We start from the raw sequence: 17,668 nt of genomic DNA on the forward strand, positions 1-17,668 counted from the left end.
ATCTGCTGCGTCGCAGCAGGTCAACCGGGGGCGCATGCGCGAACCGTAACGGTGTGTGACCTTCTTTCCCTCGCGGGAAAGCGTGAGCCTCAGGCTACGAAGGGCCGGAACTGGATGCCCAGCCCGGCGATGCCGTCGGTCTCGCCGATCAGATCGGCGCGCAGCAGTGGCCGGGCATCAATGAAGGCCTGCGGCACGATCAACGACAGGCGGTTGTCGTCGGCGGTCAGTTCCAACGCCGGCAGTGGATCGTCCTCATGGGCACGATTGAGCAGCACCGCCAGGCGCAGCAGGGCGGCCAGCCGGCGAGCGGTCAGCAGCAGGCGCTCGGGCAGGGCGTCGAAGGCGGTCTTGGTCACGCTGCGGCGATGGCTGCGCACCAGCGCGGCCAGCATCTGCTGTTCCTGCCGCGAGAAGCCGGCGATATCCGAGTGTTCCAGCACGTAACTGCCATGCACGTGGTAGCCGCTGTGCGCGATCATCAGGCCCAGCTCGTGCAGGCGCGCGGCCCAGCCGAGCATGCGCGCGTCGTCGGCATCGAGCCGCCAGCGTTCCTGCACCTGTTCCAGCAGTGACAGCGCGGTGTCCTGCACACGGTCGGCCTGCACGGTATCGATGCCGTAGCGCTGGCTGAGCGCGGACACCGATTCATCGCGCAGATCGTTCTCGCCAGCGCGGCCGACGATGTCGTAGAGGATGCCTTCGCGCATCGCCGCCTTGCTGACCAGCAGCTTCTGCAGGCCCAGTGCCTGGAAGGCGGCCTCCAGCACCAGGATGCCGCCGGCGATGATCGGGCGGCGGTCGCTGGACAGGCCCGGCAACTGGATGTCGTCGATCTTCTTGGCCTTCAGCAGTTCGTCGCGCAGCTGGGGCAGGGCCTCGGCGGTGATCGCGCCCTTGCTCAGCTTCATCGTCGCGCAGATCTCGCTGATCGCCTTGTGCGTGCCCGAAGAACCCAGCGCTTCCTGCCAGCCCAGCGCGCGGTACTTGCTGGCGAAGGGCTGGAACTCGCGACCGATCTCGGCCAGCGCGTCCTTCCAGCGCTTCTTGCTCAGCTTGCCGCCGGGGAAGAAACGCCGGGTGCTGGCAATGCAGCCGGCCTGCAGGCTTTCGCGCTCCAGGGTCTGCATGCCCATGCCGATGATGAATTCGGTGGAGCCGCCGCCGATGTCGATGACCAGCCGGCGCTGGCCGGGCTTGGGCGGTTGTGCATGGGCCACGCCCAGGTAGATCAGGCGCGCTTCTTCGCGGCCGCTGACCACTTCGATGGCGTGCCCGAGCGCGGTTTCGGCGGGAACCAGGAACGACTGCGGTGAACGCAGCTGGCGCACGGTGTTGGTGGCCAGTGCGCGCACCCGGTGCGGCGGTACATTGCGGATGCGCTGGCCGAAGCGGGCCAGGCATTCCAGCGCGCGCTGCCGGGCAGCGGAGGAGAGTCCCCCTTTGCCATCCAGGCCGTCGGCCATGCGCACGGTCTCGCGCAGGCGGTCGATTACCCGCAGCTGGCCGAGGGTGTAGCGCGCGATGACCATGTGGAAACTATTGGAGCCAAGGTCGATGGCGGCCAGCAGGTCGCCATCCTGCAATGCGGGCGGAGTCGTGGTGGTGTGCGGCATGGACGAATGTTAGCCGAAGGGGCGGTGTGCTCGTCACCGCGCGGCCTTCACATTTTGGAAGAGGGGAGTGCGGCAGGGCTGCGCCCTGCACCCGCAGAGGCCAGAGCAACAGCAACAGCAACAGCAACAGCAACAGCGGGCAATCCGTGGGATGGCGGGGCGGGTCCGATGGCAGGGGACGCCGTGAACCCGTCCATGGGGGCTTGGTCGCCGCATCCATGCGGCTCACACCCCTGCCACCGGACCCACCCCGCCTTCGACAGTTCTCTGCGATCTGCCGGGACGGCGTTCTGCGCGGCTGTTGGTGGGTGTCGACCTTGGTCGACACGGTAGATCCACGCCATGCGTGGATGAATCCAAACGTGCCGACCAAGGTCGGCACCTACCGGGTCAGAGCCCCTGCATCAGTGCCATCTGCGCAGAATGCGGTGCCTCGTCGTGGGCGGGCGCACGCTTGTGGTAGATGCCGTCGGCATCCAGTTCCCAGGCGTTGAGGTTGTCGTCCAGGTAGTTCTGCAGGACCTCGCGGTAGACCCGCTTGGCCAGCTCCGGGTCGAGGATCGGGAAGCAGGTCTCGACCCGGCGCAGCAGGTTGCGTTCCAGCCAGTCGGCGCTGGCGCAGTACATCTCCGGTGCGCCGTCGTTGCCGAACCAGTAGACGCGGCTGTGCTCCAGGAAGCGGCCGACGATCGAGCGCACGCGGATGTTGTCCGAGATGCCCGGCACACCCGGGCGCAGGGTGCAGGCGCCGCGGATGATCAGGTCGATCTGCACGCCGGCCTGCGAGGCGGCGTACAGCGCGCGCACCACCTGCGGTTCGTTCAGGGCGTTCATCTTCGCGATGATCCGCGCCGGGCGGCCGGCGGCGGCGATGCGCGTCTCGCGCTCGATGCGGCCGAGGATGCCGGTGTGCAGGGTGAAGGGCGACTGCAGCAGGCGCTTGAGCTTCATCTTCGAGGCCAGCCCGGACAGCTGCTGGAACAGCAGGTGCACATCGTTGCCGATGTCCGCATCGGCGGTGATCAGGCTGATGTCGGTGTACGCGCGGGCGGTGCCGCTGTGGTAGTTGCCGGTACCGAGGTGCACGTAGCGGCGCAGCTTGCGGCCCTCGCGGCGCACGATCAGCAGCATCTTGGCGTGGGTCTTGTAGCCGACCACGCCATACACCACCTGCACGCCGGCCTCCTGCAGGCGATCAGCCAGGCCGAGGTTGGCTTCCTCGTCGAAGCGGGCGCGCAGTTCGACCACCACGGTCACGTCCTTGCCGTTGCGTGCGGCCTGGATCAGTGCATCGACGATCAGCGAATCCTTGCCGGTGCGGTACAGGGTCTGCTTGATCGCCAGCACGTTGGGATCGACCGCCGCCTGCCGGATCAGGTCCAGCACGGCGGTGAAGGCATCGAACGGGTGATGCAGCAGCAGGTCGTGGCGCGCCACTGTCTCGAAGATGCCGTCGCTGTCGCGCAGCGTGCGCGGGGTCATCGGCGGGTACTTCAGGTCTGGCTGTGCGATCAGGTCGTACAGCTGGATGATGCGGTTGAGGTTGACCGGGCCGTCGATGCGGTACACCGCGTTCTCGGTCAGGCCGAAGTTCTGCAGCAGGGTCCGCACGATCTCGCGCGGCATGTCCTGCGCGATTTCCAGGCGCACTGCCGGCCGGTAGCCGCGGTCGACCAGTTCGTCGCGCAGTGCCAGCGCCAGGTTCTCCACTTCCTCCTCGTCCACCACCAGCTCGGAGTTGCGGGTAACGCGGAACTGGTAGGCACCCTGGACTTCCATGCCCGGGAACAGTTCATCGACGAACGTGGACAGCACCGAGGACAGGAACACGAAGTTCTGCGGACCGCCGAGTTTTTCCGGCAGCTGGATGATGCGCGGCAGCGAGCGCGGCGCACGCACGATGGCCAGGTGGCCGGCGCGGCCGAACGCGTCGGTGCCCTTCAGCACCACCACGATGTTCAGCGACTTGTTGAGGATCTTCGGGAACGGGTGCACCGGGTCCAGGCCCAGCGGCGACAGCACCGGCATGATCTCGTTGCGGAAGTACGCACGCAGCCAGCGCTTCTGGCGATCGGTCCAGGAATGGCGGCCGAGCACGCCGATGCCGGCCTCCATCAGCGCCGGGCGCAGCGTCTCGTTCCAGCAGCGGTACTGCTGGTCCACCAGCTCCGCGGCGCGGTCATGGATGGCGTTGAGGATGGCCTGCGGGCTCATCCCGTCCGGCGCCGGCGGCAGGCCGAATTCCTGCGCGTGGCGTACGGCAGCGGCGCGGATCTCGAAGAACTCGTCGAGGTTGGTGCAGGAGATGCACATGAAGCGCAGGCGCTCCAGCAGCGGCACCTGCGGGTCCATCGCCTGGGCCAGCACGCGGAAGTTGAAATCCAGCTGCGACAGCTCGCGGTTGATGTACAGCGCCGGGTCGCGCAACGGATCGTTGTCCGGGCTCACGGGGAGGGGGAGGGATCCGAGGCTGCTCATGGCGTCATTCTTCGATGGAGGTCAGGGGGGCGGACTCGCGCGGGCGCACGTGGTCGGCATCGAAATGGCAGGAGAACACCGAGCCCTTGCCGACCTCGCTTTCAATCTCCAGCCGTGCGTGGTGCAGGCCGAGGATGTGCTTGACGATGGACAGGCCCAGGCCGGTACCGCCGCTTTCGCGGGAGCGGCTGCTGGAGACACGGTAGAAACGTTCGGTCAGGCGCGGCAGGTGGGAGGCCGGGATGCCGTAGCCGGAATCGCGCACCGCCAGCACGGCACCGTCGCCTTCGCGGCGGAACTCCACGGCGATGCGGCCACCGGCCGGCGTATAGCGCACCGCATTGGTGACCAGGTTGGAGAACGCGCTGTGCAGTTCCTTGGTCGAGCCCTGCAGGTCAACGCCGGCCAGGTCGTCGATGCTGATCTGGTGGCGGCCCTGGCTGTGCGCTTCGGCTTCGCGGCGCAGGGTCGCCAGCATCGGCTGCATGGCCACGGTCTCTTCCTCGCTGTGTTCCTGCGATTCGAGGCGCGACAGGGTCAGCAGGTCTTCCACCAGCTGGGCCATGCGCTGGCTCTGCTTGCGCATTTCTTCCAGCATCGGTCCGGTTCCCGGGAAATCCTCCGGGTCCATCATGTCCAGATAGCCGTGCACCACGGTGAGCGGCGTGCGCAGTTCGTGTGAAACGTTGGCCACGAAATCGCGGCGCACCTGTTCCAGGCGCAGCAGCTTGCTGACGTCGCGGGCGATCAGCAGCCAGTAATCCGACGAATAGGGAATCAGGCGCAGGTTCAGGCGGATCGCCGGATCGACCGGCGAAGGCACGTCGAGGATCGGTTCGGCATTGCGGCCGCCGGCCAGCCAGTGCGCCAGCGGCATCGGCTGCAGGCGTTCGACCAGGGCTTCGCCGAGGTCGCCGGGGTGATGCAGGCCGAGCAGGGCGGTGGCCGCTTCGTTGAACCACTGCACGCGCTGGCTGTTGCGGTCCAGCACCACCACCGCATCGGGAAGTGCGGCGGCCGCAGCGCGATAGCTGCGCAGCATGTCCAGCAGGCGGCGCTTGCGCACGCGCATTTCCACCTGGTTGCGGTACAGCAGGCGGTCCAGCTCGTTCCAGACGCCGGTGCCTTCTTCGGCGGTATCCCAGCGCTGGCGCGCGGTCAGCCGGCGCAGCACGCTGCGCAGTCGCCAGTAATGCCAGGCCAGCGTGGCCAGCGCGCCCAGTGCGATGCACAACCACAGATGGCCCGTGAACCACCCCACCAGTCCGGCGAACAGCAGTACCGCGGCAACGGTGGCCAGGGTCTTCAACCAGGCAGAGCGGATGTGGCGGGGCATTGCGATCTCGTCGTTGAGGTGCGGCGGTTCACTGGGGTGAACCGAGGGTTATAGCAGAGTTGCCGGCGCCGGCACCCGCAGGTGCGCGGTGCCGGCACGACGAGGCTCAGGTAGCAGTGGAGAAGCGGTAGCCGGCGCCGCGCACGGTCTGCACCATGTTTTCGGCGTTGAACGGTTCCAGCGTCTTGCGCAGGCGGCGGATGTGCACGTCGATGGTGCGCTCCTCCACGTACACGCTGCCGCCCCACACATGGTCCAGCAGCTGGGCGCGGGTATAGACGCGCTCCGGGTGGGTCATGAAGAAGTGCAACAGGCGGTATTCGGTCGGGCCGATCGGCACCGGCTGGTCGTTGGCGAACACGCGATGGGCGGCACCGTCGATGCGGATCGGGCCGACCGCCACGCTGCCGTCCTCGTCGTCCTCGCGGGCGCGGCGCATTACCGCACGGATGCGGGCCAGCAGTTCGCGCGCCGAGAACGGCTTGACCACATAGTCGTCGACGCCGGCTTCAAGGCCACCCACGCGGTCGTTCTCTTCGCCGCGGGCGGTCAGCATGATGATCGGCACTTCGCGGGTCAGGGTTTCCTTGCGCCAGCGCCGGGCCAGGTCCAGGCCGCTGGTGCCGGGCAGCATCCAGTCCAGCAGGATCAGGTCGGGGACGCGGTCGGCGATGGCGGTCTGGGCCTCACGGGCGTCGCCGGCGTGGACCGGTTCGTAATCGCCCTTGCGCAGGGCGAAGGCGACCATTTCACGGATCGCGGGCTCGTCATCGACGATCAGGATGCGTTTCTGCACGAGGACACCGTAGGGCTCGGTTACTGGAGTGGTGCCAGTAGACTACGGTTTGATGACATGTTTGTGACTACCTGGCCGGAACCGTTCGGGATTGCCATCGGCCGGTCATGCAGCGCTCAGCGGCGGTCCAGGTCCGGGTCCTGCACGCCCTGCCGGCGCAGCTCCAGCACGGTGGGGGTGATCGCCTCGATGCGCGCATCCACCCGTGCCCGGCCTACGTAGTCCAGCGCCGGATTGCGCTTGAGCGCCTGCAGCTGCATCAGCGACTGTTCCGGCCGGCCGCTGAGGAAGGCTGCCTCGGCGTAGGCCTCGCTGGCACGCACGCTGTCGCCGGCCAACTCGCTGGCGCGGGCGTACCGCTGCTGGAAGACCGGATCGTTACCGCTTTGCGACAGCAGGGGCCGCAGCATGGCCTGCGCACGCTGGCCCGCCTCGCGGCTGCCCTGTTCGTTCAGGATCTCGGCATAGGTCAGCGCCACCGGACGGCTGTTGGGGTGCTGGCGCAGCAGCTGCTCGAAGCGGCTGTTGGCCTGGGCGGTCTGGCCTGCACGCGATTCGGCCTCGCCCAGCCCCAGAGCCAGCCACAGGTTGTCCGGGCGGGTCTGCAGCAGGCCTGCCAGGGTCTGCCGGGCCTGGGTGGCGCCGGCGCGACCGCTGCGCATCACCGCCAGCGCCTGGCCATAGCGCTGGGCATCGTTGAGGCCGTCCTTCTGACGCTTGGCCAGATCGGCATACTCGCGTTCCAGCTCGGGGGTGGAATCCGCGCTGAGCACGCGCAGGCGCTCGCGCGCCCAGTCGAAGTCGCCACTGGCGCCGCGGCTGAGCTGGCCCATCGGGATGCGCAGCACGCTGCTGGGCAGCAGCGGGTTGGTTCCGCGCAACAGGGGTTCGGCCAGGCTGGGATCGGCCGGGTCCACGCGCTCCCTGCGCTCGCCGCTTGGGGTGCTGGTGGTCAGCAGCACCGTGTCCTTCTTCATCTGGTCGGCGCGGGCCTTCGCCTCGCTGATGCGGGTGATGTTGACCGGATGGGTGCGCAGGAACTCGGGCACGCTGTAGCCACCCTCGTTGCCGCGCATCGCCGATGCCATCCGCTCGAAGAAGCCGGCCATGGCGTCCACGTCGTAACCGCTGCGCGACAGGGTGCGGATGCCGAGGCGATCGGCCTCGGATTCGTTGGAGCGGGTGTAGTTGATCTGGCGCTGCTGCATCAGGCCCATGCCCGAGCTGATCGCGGCCATCGTCGCGTTGCCGGACGACGTGCTGTTGCTGGCCTGTGCGGCCACCACCGCCGCCAGCATGCCGAGCAGGATCGGGATCTGGTCGCGCTGGGCACGCTCGACCCCGCGCAGCACGTGCTGCTGGGTGACGTGCGCGATTTCGTGCGACAGCACCGCAGCCACCTCGTCTTCGCGCTCGGCGGTCAGCACCAGGCCGGCATTGACCCCGATGTAGCCGCCCAGCGTGGCGAAGGCGTTGATCTGGCGGTCCTTCATCACGAAGAACGTGTAGGGCTGGCGGGGCTGGTCGCTGTTGGAGCCGAGCCGGGTACCCATGGTCTGCAGCCAGTCGTTGACCAGCGGGTCATCCAGCAGGTAGCCGTAGTTGCGCAGCTCGCGCAGCATCATCGCGCCGTACTCGGCCTGGCGGGCCGGGGTCAGCAGCTCGCCGGCCGAGGAGCCGATGTCGGGCAGCTTCTCCTGGGCCTGGGCGAGCGGCATGGCCAGGGCCAGGGTGACGGCGGTAGTCAGCAGCAGGGCTCGCAAGCAGTGGGTCCTCGGGCAGGGCGCGCCAAGCGTGGCAGGGTGGGGGGCAACCATTCGTTAATCCACAGTGTTGCGGCCGTGGCGTGGAAATTCCAGCGCACCGGTACCATATGTAGACCGTCGATCCATCGTGGAGTTTCCCGTGACAGCCCAGACCGCCGGCGGTGCCCCCGCCATCACCATCTATTCCACCGCCGTCTGCCCGTACTGCGTGGCCGCCAAGAACTTCCTGAAGAGCAAGGGCCAGCAGTGGACCGAGGTCCGCATCGACCTGGACCCGGTCGAGCGCGAGAAGATGATGGCACTGACCCGCCGTACCAGCGTGCCGCAGATCTTCGTCGGCGACGTCCACGTGGGCGGCTACGACGACATGATGGCCCTGCACCGTGAAGGCAAGCTCGAGCCGCTGCTGGCCGGGCAGGGCCAGGCATGAGCGCGGCCGACGACGGCAGCAAGGACCGCATCGCCGAGTTCACCGACTTCCGCAAGCGCATGAACGAGCGGATCCTGGGCGAGCCGAACCAGGTGGTGCGCCGCTTCTTCGCGCTGGACACGCAGACCTACCAGGCCGGCGCGCTGGATGTGAAGACCAAGGAACTGCTGGGCCTGGTGGCCTCGATGGTGCTGCGCTGCGACGACTGCATCAGCTACCACGTGGCCCAGTGCAAGGACGCCGGGGTGACCCGAGAAGAGTTCTTCGAGACCTTCTCGGTCGGCCTGGTGGTGGGCGGTTCCATCGTGATCCCGCACCTGCGCCGCGCGGTCGACTTCCTCGACCAGCTCGAAGGCGGCGCCGCCGCCCCCGAAGCGCACGCGCACTGAACCTGACGGGCGCCGGGAACCGGGCCCTGTGGCCCTCCCGGTAGTGCCGGCCGCTGGCCGGCATCCCGTGAACCCCACATGGCCGAGGTTGCCGGCCAGCGGCCGGCACTACCGGTCGCTTCCCCGCAATCCAACAGCCCAGGAGCCCCTTCTTGTTGAAGGGGCGCGCCGACAGGCGGGGGTAGAGGAAGAATGCGCGGGCAATTATGCCTTTGCCGGGGTCAGGACCATGGTCTACTTGGGTAGCCGGCCCCGGCTAAGGCATAATTGCCGGTGAAACTTCCTTTGCGCCGGCGTTTCCGGGCACGTCCGGACGGCGTTTTTCCCCCTGTTCGGAACATCGATCAATGACGCAGAAAATTACGGTCATCCGCGGCGACGGCATTGGCCCGGAAATCATGGACGCTACCCTGTTCGTGCTCGACCAGCTCAAGACTGGCCTGGAGTACGAAGACGCCGACGCCGGCCTGGTGGCCCTGGAAAAGCACGGCGACCTGATGCCGGCGGTGACCCTGGAATCGATCGCGCGCAACAAGGTCGCGCTGAAGAGCCCGCTGACCACCCCGGTCGGTGGTGGCTTCACCTCGATCAACGTCAGCCTGCGCCGTCACTTCGACCTGTACGCCAATGTGCGTCCGGCCCACACCTTCCCGAACACCAAGTCGCGTTTCGACAACGTCGACCTGATCACCGTGCGTGAGAATACCGAAGGTGCCTACCTGGCCGAAGGCCAGGAAGTGTCGGCCGACGGCGAGACCGCCTTCTCCGGCACCCGCATCACCCGCAAGGGCTCCGAGCGCATCGTGCGCTACGCCTTCGAGCTGGCCAAGAGCACCGGCCGCAAGAAGGTCACCGCCGTACACAAGGCCAACATCATCAAGTCGACCTCGGGCCTGTTCCTGAATGTCGCCCGTGAAGTGGCTACGCAGTACCCGGACATCGAATTCCAGGAAATGATCGTCGACAACTGCTGCATGCAGCTGGTGATGCGTCCGGAACAGTTCGACGTGATCGTCACCACCAACCTGTTCGGCGACATCATCTCCGACCTGTGCGCCGGCCTCGTCGGCGGCCTGGGCCTGGCCCCGGGTGCCAACATCGGCAAGGACGCGGCGATCTTCGAAGCCGTGCACGGCACCGCGCCGGACATCGCTGGCCAGGGCAAGGCCAATCCGTGCGCGCTGCTGCTGGCAGCCGCGCAGATGCTGGACCATGTCGGCCAGCCGGAAAATGCCGAGCGCCTGCGCAAGGCCATCGTGGCGACCATGGAAGCCAAGGATTCGCTGACCGGCGACCTGGGTGGCACCGGCACCACCATGAGCTTTGCCCAGGCCATCGCCAGCCGCCTGTAAGCGGCGGTCGTTCCGGCTGGAGATCGTCTCGGCGATGTCCAGTCCGGGCCTGCATGCGTTGAAGACGGGCCGTCCTTGTACGGCCCGTCTGCGTTTTCAACTGCGGTTTTTCACCGACAGGATTTTTTCAGATGCCTGAGGCGGCCGTGTGGGTCGTGGCGGCCGTTGCCGTCTATGCTGTCGGCGTGGCGATCTACGCCATCTTCTACTGGCCGTGGTCCCGCGCCCAGCGCGCGCTGCGCCGCCTGCGGACGCAGGGGGCGCCCCTCCGCAGCATGCAGGAGAGCGAGGCGCGCATCCTGCGGTTGATCGAATTTCCGGCAGGGTCGCCTGTGTATCTGCTCGAAGGCAGCTGTGCCGAGTTCGTGATCAGGAGCAGGATCTCTCCGGCCCAGCATGTGCAGACCCTGGCCGGCGTCCCAGTGAAGTATCCGGCGGGCCTTGCACGTGCCGTGCGCGCGGGCAGCAATACCGCCGAAGTGGTGCTGGGTCGTGACCACGCGATGATCGTGCGACTCAATGGAGTCAAGCTGGCCCAGTAGCGTCGAGCCATGCTCGACTGCTCCTGCGTAGTCGAGCATGGCTCGACGCTACAAGGACATTCTGTGCGAAATTTGCACAGATCATGTGCTTTTACATGGCTGGTTCGTGCGCCGTCCGCTCCGCATCATGTGCCCACTTTCCACCGCACAGGAGCTTGAACATGAACCTCACCGCCTTTGGTCTGGCCAGCCTGATCGGCATGGCCACCGTTACCCCCGTCACCGCTGCCGAACCGGCCCATCCCACCATCCGCCACATGGCTGGTGCACCCGTTGTGGCTTCGCTGGATGCGGCGAAGACCGCCGTGCTGGTGATCGACTTCCAGAACGAATACTTCGACGGCAGCGCTGCGCCGGGCTTCGCCGGTGGCCGTATGGTCATCCCCGATGGCGTGGCCGCACTGCGGCAGGCGAAGCGGGTGGTCGAGTTCGCCGATGCCCACGGCATCCGCGTGATCCATGTGCAGCACGTGTTGCCGGCTGGTGCGCCGCTGTTCGCGCAGGGCAGCGTCAATGCCGCCTTCCATCGCGACCTGCAGCCGCGCAAGGGCGAGACCGTGGTGCAGAAGGACAACGTCAGCGTGTTCGCCGGTGACTCGGCCGCAGTGCTCGACCAGGTGCTGAAGGATGCCGGCATCGACACCCTGATCGTCACCGGCCTGCAGACCCATGCCTGCGTGGCAGGTGCCGCCCGCGATGCCGCAGCAGCACCGCGTGGCTACCGCGTCATCGTGTCGTCCGATGCAACTGCCAGCCGTGATCTGGATCTTGCCGGAGGCCAGCGCATCGGTCATCGCGCGCTGCATGACGCCTCGCTGGCGCAGATTGAGGACACCTTCGGCGATGTCATGGCGACTGACGCGATCCTGGCACTGCCGGTGCGCAAGGCCGGCGACGGCGCTTGATAAGCTGACGGGGCCCGCACGCCGCGGGCCCCGCCACCTGGAGCCGCCCGCCGATGGACCATTTCGCCGCCCTGCGTGCGCTGCGCGCCATCGTCGATGCAGGCAGTTTCACCGCCGCCGCCGAACGACTGGGTACCACCCATTCGGCGATGTCACGGCAACTGCGGCAGCTGGAAGAACATCTGCAGGTTCGACTGCTCGATCGCAACAGCCGCCGGCTGTCACTGACCGAAGCCGGTCGCGACTACTACCGCGAGGCGGCAGCGCTGCTGGATCGCCTGCAGGAGGCGGATGACCGCGCACGCGCAGGGCAGGCACAGCCCAGCGGCACCGTGCGGATCAGCGTGCCGCAGGTGGTCGCCAGCCAGGAGCTGCCGCATTGGTTGCCGTCGTTCCTGCAGCGCTACCCGCAGGTCGCGCTTGACCTGGCGGCGGATGATCAACTGGTCGATGTCGTCGGTGGCGGCTTCGACCTGGCCCTGCGCATCGCGCCTTCCTTGCCGGACAGCCAGCTGGTCGCCCGCGAGCTGGCCAGCTGCCCACGCATCCTGGTCGCCGCACCGGCCTATCTGGCGCGGCACGGTCTGCCCCGGCAGGCTTCGGACCTCGCACAGCACACGCTGCTGGGTTTCAGTCCCACAGCGGCGATGTCGCCCTGGCAGCTGCAGGGGCCACGCGGTGCCGCCGCGAGCATCGAGGCGGGGCAGCGCCTGCGGGTGGATGCGACGCCAGCGTTGTACGCCGCCGCGCTGGCTGGCATGGGCATCAGCCTGTTCACTGCGCTGACCGTGCAGGAGGACCTGCGTGCCGGTCGATTGATCCGCGTGCTGCCCGCCTGGCATGCCGGGCAGCGACGCTACTTCGCGCTGTATCCGCATGCGCGGGCATTGGCGCCGAAGGTGCGTGCGCTGGTCGAGCACCTTGCGGCGCACTACGCTGCACAGGTCGGCGCGGCGGGGTAGTCGCGCGGCAGCAACCGAGGTGGTGATGGAGTCGGTGTATCTGCTGGTCGCGCTGGGCGCGATCGTCGCCGGATTCGTGCAGGGCCTGTCCGGCTTCGCCTTCGGCATGGTGGCGATGTCGTTCTGGGCGTGGGGACTGGAGCCGCGGCTGGCGGCGACGCTTTCGGTGTTTGGTGCGCTGGTCGGGCAGCTGGTCGCAGTGTTCACCGTGCGCCGCGGTTTCAACCTGCGCCTGCTGCTGCCGTTCGTGCTGGGTGGGCTGGCCGGCATTCCGCTGGGCGTGACGGTGCTGCCACGGCTGGACATGGACTGGTTCAAGGCGCTGCTGGGTGGCTTCCTGGCGCTGTGGTGCCCGGTGATGCTGATGGCGCGCTCGTTGCCTCCGGTCCGCGTCGGCGGCCGTATCGGTGATGCGATTGCTGGCATGGCCGGTGGCGTGCTCAGTGGCATCGGCGGCTTTGCCGGGCCGGTGCCGACGTTGTGGAGCGCCCTGCGAGGCTTCGGCAAGGACGAGCAGCGCGCGGTCATCCAGAACTTCAACCTGGCGATGCTGGCGGTGACCATGGCCACCTATGTCGGCAGCGGCCTGGTGAGCCGGCAGATGTTGCCGTACTTCGCCATCGTGGCACCGGCCATACTGGTGCCGACCCTGCTGGGCGCGCGGGTCTACATCGGCATCAGCGAGGCACGCTTCCGGCAGGTCGTGCTGGGCCTGCTGACCGCGTCAGGCATCGCGTTGCTGGCGTCGTCGCTGCCGGTACTGCTGGCGCGCTGAGGGAAGAACGACAAAGGGCGCCACGAAGGGCGCCCTTTGTCGTCTACGGCATGTTTCGGCTCAGCGCTGCTGGATCTTCGACAGCAGGCGCAGGAATTCAACATACAGCCAGACCAGGGTCACCATCAGGCCGAATGCGCCATACCACTCCATGTACTTCGGTGCACGCTGGGCGACACCGGTTTCGATGAAGTCGAAATCCAGCACCAGGTTCAGCGCGGCCACGACCACCACGAACAGGCTGAAAGCAATGCCCAGCCAGCCGGAGTCGTGGATCACCGGCACGTCGATGTTGAAGAAGCCCAGCACGAACGAGGCGAGGTAGAGCAGGGCGATGCCGCCAGTGGCGGCGACCACGCCCATCTTGAAGTTCTCGGTGGCCTTGATCAGGCCGCTGCGGTACGCGAACAGCAGCGCGAACAGGGTGCCAAAGGTCAGCAGCACCGCCTGGAACACGATGCCCGGGAACTTGGCGTTGAACACGGCCGAGATGGCGCCCAGGAACAGGCCTTCCACCAGCGCATACATCGGTGCGGTGACCGGCGACCATTCCTTCTTGAAAACGGTGATGAGCGCCAGCACGAGGCCGCCGATGGCGCCGCCCATGGCATACAGCTTGGCTCCGGCCATGACCTGGCCGTAGTCATCGATGGTCTGGTTCCAGGCGAAGGCGGCGGTCAGCACGGTCAACAGCAGCAGGAAACCGGTCTTGTTGACGGTGCCGTTGAGGGTCATGGCCTGGTCGGGGCTGGTCACCACCGAGCCGCTGGCGAGGTCGAGGAAGGTGGACTCGGAAAGAGCCGGGTTGCCGCTGCGCATACGCGTTCTCCGTGCGAATGAGGGTCAGGACGGCCATCCGGCCGATGGGCGTGAGCATAGCCGATGACTGCTTTCGGCGTTGTGGCAGGCGCCGGATCTACGCATTCTGCGTTGACAGTTCCCAATGCGCTTGGCGACAATGACCAGCTCCCCGGGCATGGCCCGAGGGGATTGCAAGACCGGGGTATAGCGCAGTCTGGTAGCGCGCCTGCTTTGGGAGCAGGATGTCGGGGGTTCGAATCCCTCTACCCCGACCAATCCCACATCACGTCGGATTGGACACCGTTCCGGTTCGGGCGCCCGTAGCTCAACTGGATAGAGCACCGGCCTTCTAAGCCGGCGGTTACAGGTTCGATTCCTGTCGGGCGCGCCATTGGAATCAATGGTTTAAGTGCTCACATCCGTGAACATTGGTTCCCATTCGATGGCTGCACGACCCTGGGTGGCGAGCATTCCACCTTCCTCTTTTCCGATGAAAGATGCCCTTTGTATGGGGTGCAGTCGCACGACGTGATGTCATTCCGGTTGCGGTTGACCGGCGTCTGACGTCGATCGGCTCACTCCGCAGGTGCTTGAGCAGCGCCGCCTGGGATGGGGCAATGCACCCGGCTGACTCGTCCTGCCATAGGTTGACACCGATGGGTGGATGGTCCGGCCGCCGTCAGGCGGCCAAAGACGCCCGATGCATCGCATCGGGCGTCTGCATTTTAAGGGACAGGTGGGGGCGCTCAGCGTTGTAGATGTCTACGGCCTCAGCCACCATCTGGCGGGCTTGCCCCAGGTCCCGTGGGCGATGAAGCAGGAACTCGCACTTGAGGATCCCGTTGACTCGCTCTGCCAGAGCGTTCTGATAGCAGTCGTAGCCGTCGGTCATCGAGCAGGTCAGGCCGTGCCGCGCATGGATCTTCTGGTAGTAATCCGAGCAGTACTGGATTCCACGATCAGAGTGATGGATCAGCTTCTGCGGTGTCTTTCTCCCTTTCAGCGCCATCTCCAGCGCCTGAGCTACCTGCTCTGTCTGTAGCGTTTCATGCACGCTCCAGCCCACGATCTTGCGCGACCAGGCATCGGTGACCAGGCTCAGATACACGAACTTCCCCTGCGTCGGCAGATAGGTGATGTCCGCCACCCACACCTGCTCGCTACCGGTTGGTATTACGCATCCTTGGCCAGGTTTGAGCAGATTCGGATGCCTGCGAAAGCGATGATGGCTGTCGGTAGTCTTGTGATAAGCCCGACGTTTCGGTACCAGCAGGCGCGCTTCCCGAAGTACGTCAAACAACCGGTCACGCCCCATGGTGATTCCCGCCGCCTGCAGCTTCGGTCCGATCAAATGGTGCAACTTGCGCGTCCCGATCCGTGGCTGCCGCACGCGGCAATCGCTCACCAGCGCCAGTGCTTTGGTCTCGCTGGCGCGTCGTCGTTGATGCCGGCACCCCGCTTGATAGAACGCCTGTCGACTGATGCCGAAATGGCGGCAAGCCCTTGCCACGCTTACGCCTTTGAGGCGCCCTTGCGTGAGGACTTGCCTGAAGGCTTTTTTACGATGCGCACCCCGTAATCCTCTTTGAGGACATCCACGATGGCTTCGAAAAGCTGTGCTTTCTCGTTGGCCTCCCGTAACTGGACCTGCAGGGCCTTGATCTGTTGTTCCGGCGTCAGCGGCGTGGCCGGTCCACTTTTGGGAGAAGTCGTCATGGGGGCAGATGATGCACCACCTGACCAATCCTGCCGACCATGGCGGCGAAGCCACTTCAGAACCGTGCTGCTGCCTTGGATACCGTATCGCTCCTGAGCCTTCTTATAGGTCAGTTCTCCACGCTCGACCTGATCGACCACGGACAACTTGAAGGCCAGCGAGTAATCCCGCTGACTGCGCCTGATTGTTGATTTCATTGAACATTCCTTTTCCAGAGGGAAAAGGTGTCAACCCAATTCAGGACGGGTCAGGCAAAGAAAAAAGGCCAGCGCTATGCGCTGGCCTTTTTCAATGTCGCGATGGATGCACTCTGGTCGAGTGCACCCCGGATGGATCACATCTGTTCCAGTTCGCCCACCCGCACCTTGCCGCCACCGCCGCAGTTGCCGTGGCAGCCGCCGCTGATCGGGCCGCTGCCGCCGCCACCACCGCCGCCACCGCCGCCGCCACCACCACCGCCGCGGGAGTTGGGCGGGAGGACGGTCGAAATCACTTCGCCGGAGTCGAAACCTGCACCTCGCCACGTGTAGTTGACGCAGGAAATACCGTTGCAGACGGTCAGGACATCGCCGGTCTGGACGCGCGTCTGGGCAGTCCAGACCGTGGTCCGGCCGTCATTGAGCTTCTGGACCTCTTGGGAAAGCTGCTGGTTGGTCACCGGATCGGGATACGGGGTTGTCAGCGTGCATCCGGCGGTGCAGTTGATGACGCCAGGAAGCTTTTTCGCTTGAAGGCTCCCGGCCGCCATGAACAGCAGCACGCCTGCAATGGCGGGAATGGAGTTTCTACCAAGCGAAGGGATAATCCCAATCAGTCTAGCTTTCACAATAGGTCCTTATCGTGGGATGCAACAGTTCTTGAAGATTTCGTTCGATGAAATGCGGGCTTTCTCTTTCTCTTGGCTGCTCAGGTTTTTCTCATGGTTGGCAATGTCATCGGTGGTGGCAAAACGTGGGTCCAGCCGGTTGAGGACGCGGGTGTACGCCAGGGCCGCAACGGGATCCGCAGGAACGATGCCGCCATAGGTGTAGGCCATCGCCATGTCGCTGATGACATTGACGTTCCCTTGTGATTCCAGTTCGCGCAGATATCCGGTGGCGGTGTCCTTCCACGCCTCGAGCGCCGCGGGATCACGGATTGCGTCATCAAGCGAACCGATGACTTTCTCCGGCGATCGCGAGTAGGCGCGCATCGCTTCCTGCGAGCCCATGGCGGCGGCCTTCGAAAGCCAATCGGCGTGATAGATGTCCTGATCCAGAGCCAGCGACTCACACTCTTTGAGGATTCGTTCCGACCGCTCCAGGAACCAGTTGCCGGCCCCGACCGTGGTGGCCGAATCCGCCAGCTTGTCAGCGCGATCCGAGATGAAGGTCTGGCATTGCTCGATGGTTCGATAGATTTCGTAGGTTGCCGTGGCATCTCCGGATTCGGAGCGCAGCATCAGTTGCTTGACGTGGGCAAGCGCGTCACCGGGAGGCCGGAACTCATTGCCTCTTACGATTTCGTAGGCCTTGGGGCCCACGGCCTTGTACGAGCCCGGCGGGATCTTGTTCTCCCGCTCAAGCCTTTGCGCGGCCGCCGCACCTGACGCCGGAAGCTGCCTTCCCTGGTCAGGCCGTTCATCGAGGCTGCCACTCTTCCCGGATTCCTCTGCCGTGGCATCCGCAGTTGCCTGCTGCCGGTAGCCGGACATTGCAACGGCTGCCACTGCCAGCACGGCTGCCAGCGCGACGAATCCGATTAGCCGCTTGCTCATCTATTGATCTCACCTTCATTGCAGGAACCGGCATGGTTGCAAACGCG

General features: G+C 65.9%; 16 protein-coding genes and 2 tRNA genes. 9 read left to right on the forward strand and 9 right to left on the reverse strand.

Annotation, left to right across the window (positions count from 1 at the left end):
- Positions 1-89: 89 nt before the first annotated feature.
- The 5 genes from ppx to ACZLIB_RS04415 all read right to left on the reverse strand — a co-directional run bounded on the left by ppx (position 90) and on the right by ACZLIB_RS04415 (position 7,989).
- The gene (gene ppx / locus ACZLIB_RS04395) at positions 90-1,616 is read right to left on the reverse strand and encodes an exopolyphosphatase (protein WP_010483920.1); all 1,527 of its coding nucleotides are present in this window, start codon (positions 1,614-1,616) and stop codon (positions 90-92) included.
- Between the two features lie 390 nt (positions 1,617-2,006).
- Positions 2,007-4,094 (reverse strand): polyphosphate kinase 1, encoded by a 2,088-nt coding sequence (gene ppk1 / locus ACZLIB_RS04400; RefSeq protein ID WP_164080731.1) that lies wholly within the window; start codon positions 4,092-4,094, stop codon positions 2,007-2,009.
- A gap of 4 nt (positions 4,095-4,098) precedes the next feature.
- Positions 4,099-5,430, reverse strand: coding sequence for a phosphate regulon sensor histidine kinase PhoR (phoR, locus tag ACZLIB_RS04405; RefSeq protein WP_032129078.1), 1,332 nt, complete (start codon positions 5,428-5,430; stop codon positions 4,099-4,101).
- Between the two features lie 106 nt (positions 5,431-5,536).
- Entirely contained in the window at positions 5,537-6,226 is a 690-nt protein-coding gene (gene phoB, locus ACZLIB_RS04410; RefSeq protein WP_005408258.1) for a phosphate regulon transcriptional regulator PhoB, read from the reverse strand.
- A 116-nt stretch (positions 6,227-6,342) separates the two neighbouring features.
- Positions 6,343-7,989, reverse strand: coding sequence for a M48 family metalloprotease (locus ACZLIB_RS04415; RefSeq protein WP_032129079.1), 1,647 nt, complete (start codon positions 7,987-7,989; stop codon positions 6,343-6,345).
- A 142-nt stretch (positions 7,990-8,131) separates the two neighbouring features.
- Between ACZLIB_RS04415 and grxC the strand changes: the two genes are divergently transcribed.
- The 7 genes from grxC to ACZLIB_RS04450 all read left to right on the forward strand — a co-directional run bounded on the left by grxC (position 8,132) and on the right by ACZLIB_RS04450 (position 13,347).
- Positions 8,132-8,422, forward strand: coding sequence for a glutaredoxin 3 (gene grxC / locus ACZLIB_RS04420; RefSeq protein WP_049400919.1), 291 nt, complete (start codon positions 8,132-8,134; stop codon positions 8,420-8,422).
- The gene (locus ACZLIB_RS04425; RefSeq protein ID WP_004146041.1) at positions 8,419-8,811 is read left to right on the forward strand and encodes a carboxymuconolactone decarboxylase family protein; all 393 of its coding nucleotides are present in this window, start codon (positions 8,419-8,421) and stop codon (positions 8,809-8,811) included. Before grxC ends, ACZLIB_RS04425 begins: the two co-directional genes overlap by 4 nt.
- A 347-nt stretch (positions 8,812-9,158) precedes the next feature.
- Positions 9,159-10,163, forward strand: coding sequence for an isocitrate dehydrogenase (locus tag ACZLIB_RS04430; RefSeq protein WP_478469241.1), 1,005 nt, complete (start codon positions 9,159-9,161; stop codon positions 10,161-10,163).
- A 131-nt stretch (positions 10,164-10,294) separates the two neighbouring features.
- On the forward strand, positions 10,295-10,705 hold the full coding sequence (locus tag ACZLIB_RS04435; RefSeq protein WP_049400918.1) for a hypothetical protein: 411 nt from the start codon (positions 10,295-10,297) through the stop codon (positions 10,703-10,705).
- A gap of 161 nt (positions 10,706-10,866) precedes the next feature.
- Positions 10,867-11,610, forward strand: coding sequence for a cysteine hydrolase family protein (locus ACZLIB_RS04440; RefSeq protein ID WP_049400917.1), 744 nt, complete (start codon positions 10,867-10,869; stop codon positions 11,608-11,610).
- A 53-nt stretch (positions 11,611-11,663) separates the two neighbouring features.
- On the forward strand, positions 11,664-12,572 hold the full coding sequence (locus ACZLIB_RS04445; protein ID WP_478469243.1) for a LysR family transcriptional regulator: 909 nt from the start codon (positions 11,664-11,666) through the stop codon (positions 12,570-12,572).
- 25 nt (positions 12,573-12,597) lie between these two features.
- Positions 12,598-13,347, forward strand: coding sequence for a sulfite exporter TauE/SafE family protein (locus ACZLIB_RS04450; RefSeq protein WP_478469245.1), 750 nt, complete (start codon positions 12,598-12,600; stop codon positions 13,345-13,347).
- A 60-nt stretch (positions 13,348-13,407) separates the two neighbouring features.
- Here ACZLIB_RS04450 and ACZLIB_RS04455 read toward each other — a convergent pair whose 3' ends face one another.
- Entirely contained in the window at positions 13,408-14,166 is a 759-nt protein-coding gene (locus ACZLIB_RS04455) for a Bax inhibitor-1/YccA family protein (RefSeq protein ID WP_049461430.1), read from the reverse strand.
- A 180-nt stretch (positions 14,167-14,346) separates the two neighbouring features.
- Between ACZLIB_RS04455 and ACZLIB_RS04460 the strand changes: the two genes are divergently transcribed.
- Both ACZLIB_RS04460 and ACZLIB_RS04465 read left to right on the forward strand, forming a co-directional pair.
- A tRNA-Pro gene (locus ACZLIB_RS04460) sits at positions 14,347-14,423 on the forward strand.
- Between the two features lie 39 nt (positions 14,424-14,462).
- A tRNA-Arg gene (locus ACZLIB_RS04465) sits at positions 14,463-14,539 on the forward strand.
- A 288-nt stretch (positions 14,540-14,827) separates the two neighbouring features.
- On the opposite strand, the gene ACZLIB_RS04470 is transcribed toward ACZLIB_RS04465, so the two are convergent.
- The 3 genes from ACZLIB_RS04470 to ACZLIB_RS04480 form a co-directional block, all read right to left on the reverse strand.
- Positions 14,828-16,062, reverse strand: a protein-coding gene (locus ACZLIB_RS04470) for an IS3 family transposase (protein ID WP_223224739.1) whose coding sequence is annotated in 2 segments (ribosomal slippage) — positions 14,828-15,711 and positions 15,711-16,062 — 1,236 coding nt in all. Because the reading frame shifts where the segments join, the coding sequence is not laid out codon by codon here.
- Positions 16,063-16,199: 137 nt separating this feature from the next.
- Positions 16,200-16,625: a hypothetical protein gene (locus tag ACZLIB_RS04475; protein WP_165929922.1), complete on the reverse strand. Its 426-nt coding sequence runs from the start codon at positions 16,623-16,625 to the stop codon at positions 16,200-16,202.
- Between the two features lie 75 nt (positions 16,626-16,700).
- Positions 16,701-17,621: a hypothetical protein gene (locus ACZLIB_RS04480; RefSeq protein WP_049400912.1), complete on the reverse strand. Its 921-nt coding sequence runs from the start codon at positions 17,619-17,621 to the stop codon at positions 16,701-16,703.
- Between the last annotated feature and the right edge of the window lie 47 nt (positions 17,622-17,668).

The organism is Stenotrophomonas sp. 220_Sma (genome assembly GCF_056487375.1).

Excerpts from the sequence above, each read along its gene's own strand:
- phoR (WP_032129078.1), bottom strand. The coding sequence starts at position 5,430 with ATGCCCCGCCACATCCGCTCTGCCTGGTTGAAGACCCTGGCCACCGTT.
- ACZLIB_RS04455 (WP_049461430.1), bottom strand. The coding sequence starts at position 14,166 with ATGCGCAGCGGCAACCCGGCTCTTTCCGAGTCCACCTTCCTCGACCTC.
- ppk1 (WP_164080731.1), bottom strand. The coding sequence starts at position 4,094 with ATGAGCAGCCTCGGATCCCTCCCCCTCCCCGTGAGCCCGGACAACGAT.
- ppx (WP_010483920.1), bottom strand. The coding sequence starts at position 1,616 with ATGCCGCACACCACCACGACTCCGCCCGCATTGCAGGATGGCGACCTG.
- ACZLIB_RS04435 (WP_049400918.1), top strand. The coding sequence starts at position 10,295 with ATGCCTGAGGCGGCCGTGTGGGTCGTGGCGGCCGTTGCCGTCTATGCT.
- ACZLIB_RS04450 (WP_478469245.1), top strand. The coding sequence starts at position 12,598 with ATGGAGTCGGTGTATCTGCTGGTCGCGCTGGGCGCGATCGTCGCCGGA.
- ACZLIB_RS04430 (WP_478469241.1), top strand. The coding sequence starts at position 9,159 with ATGACGCAGAAAATTACGGTCATCCGCGGCGACGGCATTGGCCCGGAA.
- ACZLIB_RS04425 (WP_004146041.1), top strand. The coding sequence starts at position 8,419 with ATGAGCGCGGCCGACGACGGCAGCAAGGACCGCATCGCCGAGTTCACC.
- ACZLIB_RS04445 (WP_478469243.1), top strand. The coding sequence starts at position 11,664 with ATGGACCATTTCGCCGCCCTGCGTGCGCTGCGCGCCATCGTCGATGCA.
- ACZLIB_RS04440 (WP_049400917.1), top strand. The coding sequence starts at position 10,867 with ATGAACCTCACCGCCTTTGGTCTGGCCAGCCTGATCGGCATGGCCACC.
- ACZLIB_RS04480 (WP_049400912.1), bottom strand. The coding sequence starts at position 17,621 with ATGAGCAAGCGGCTAATCGGATTCGTCGCGCTGGCAGCCGTGCTGGCA.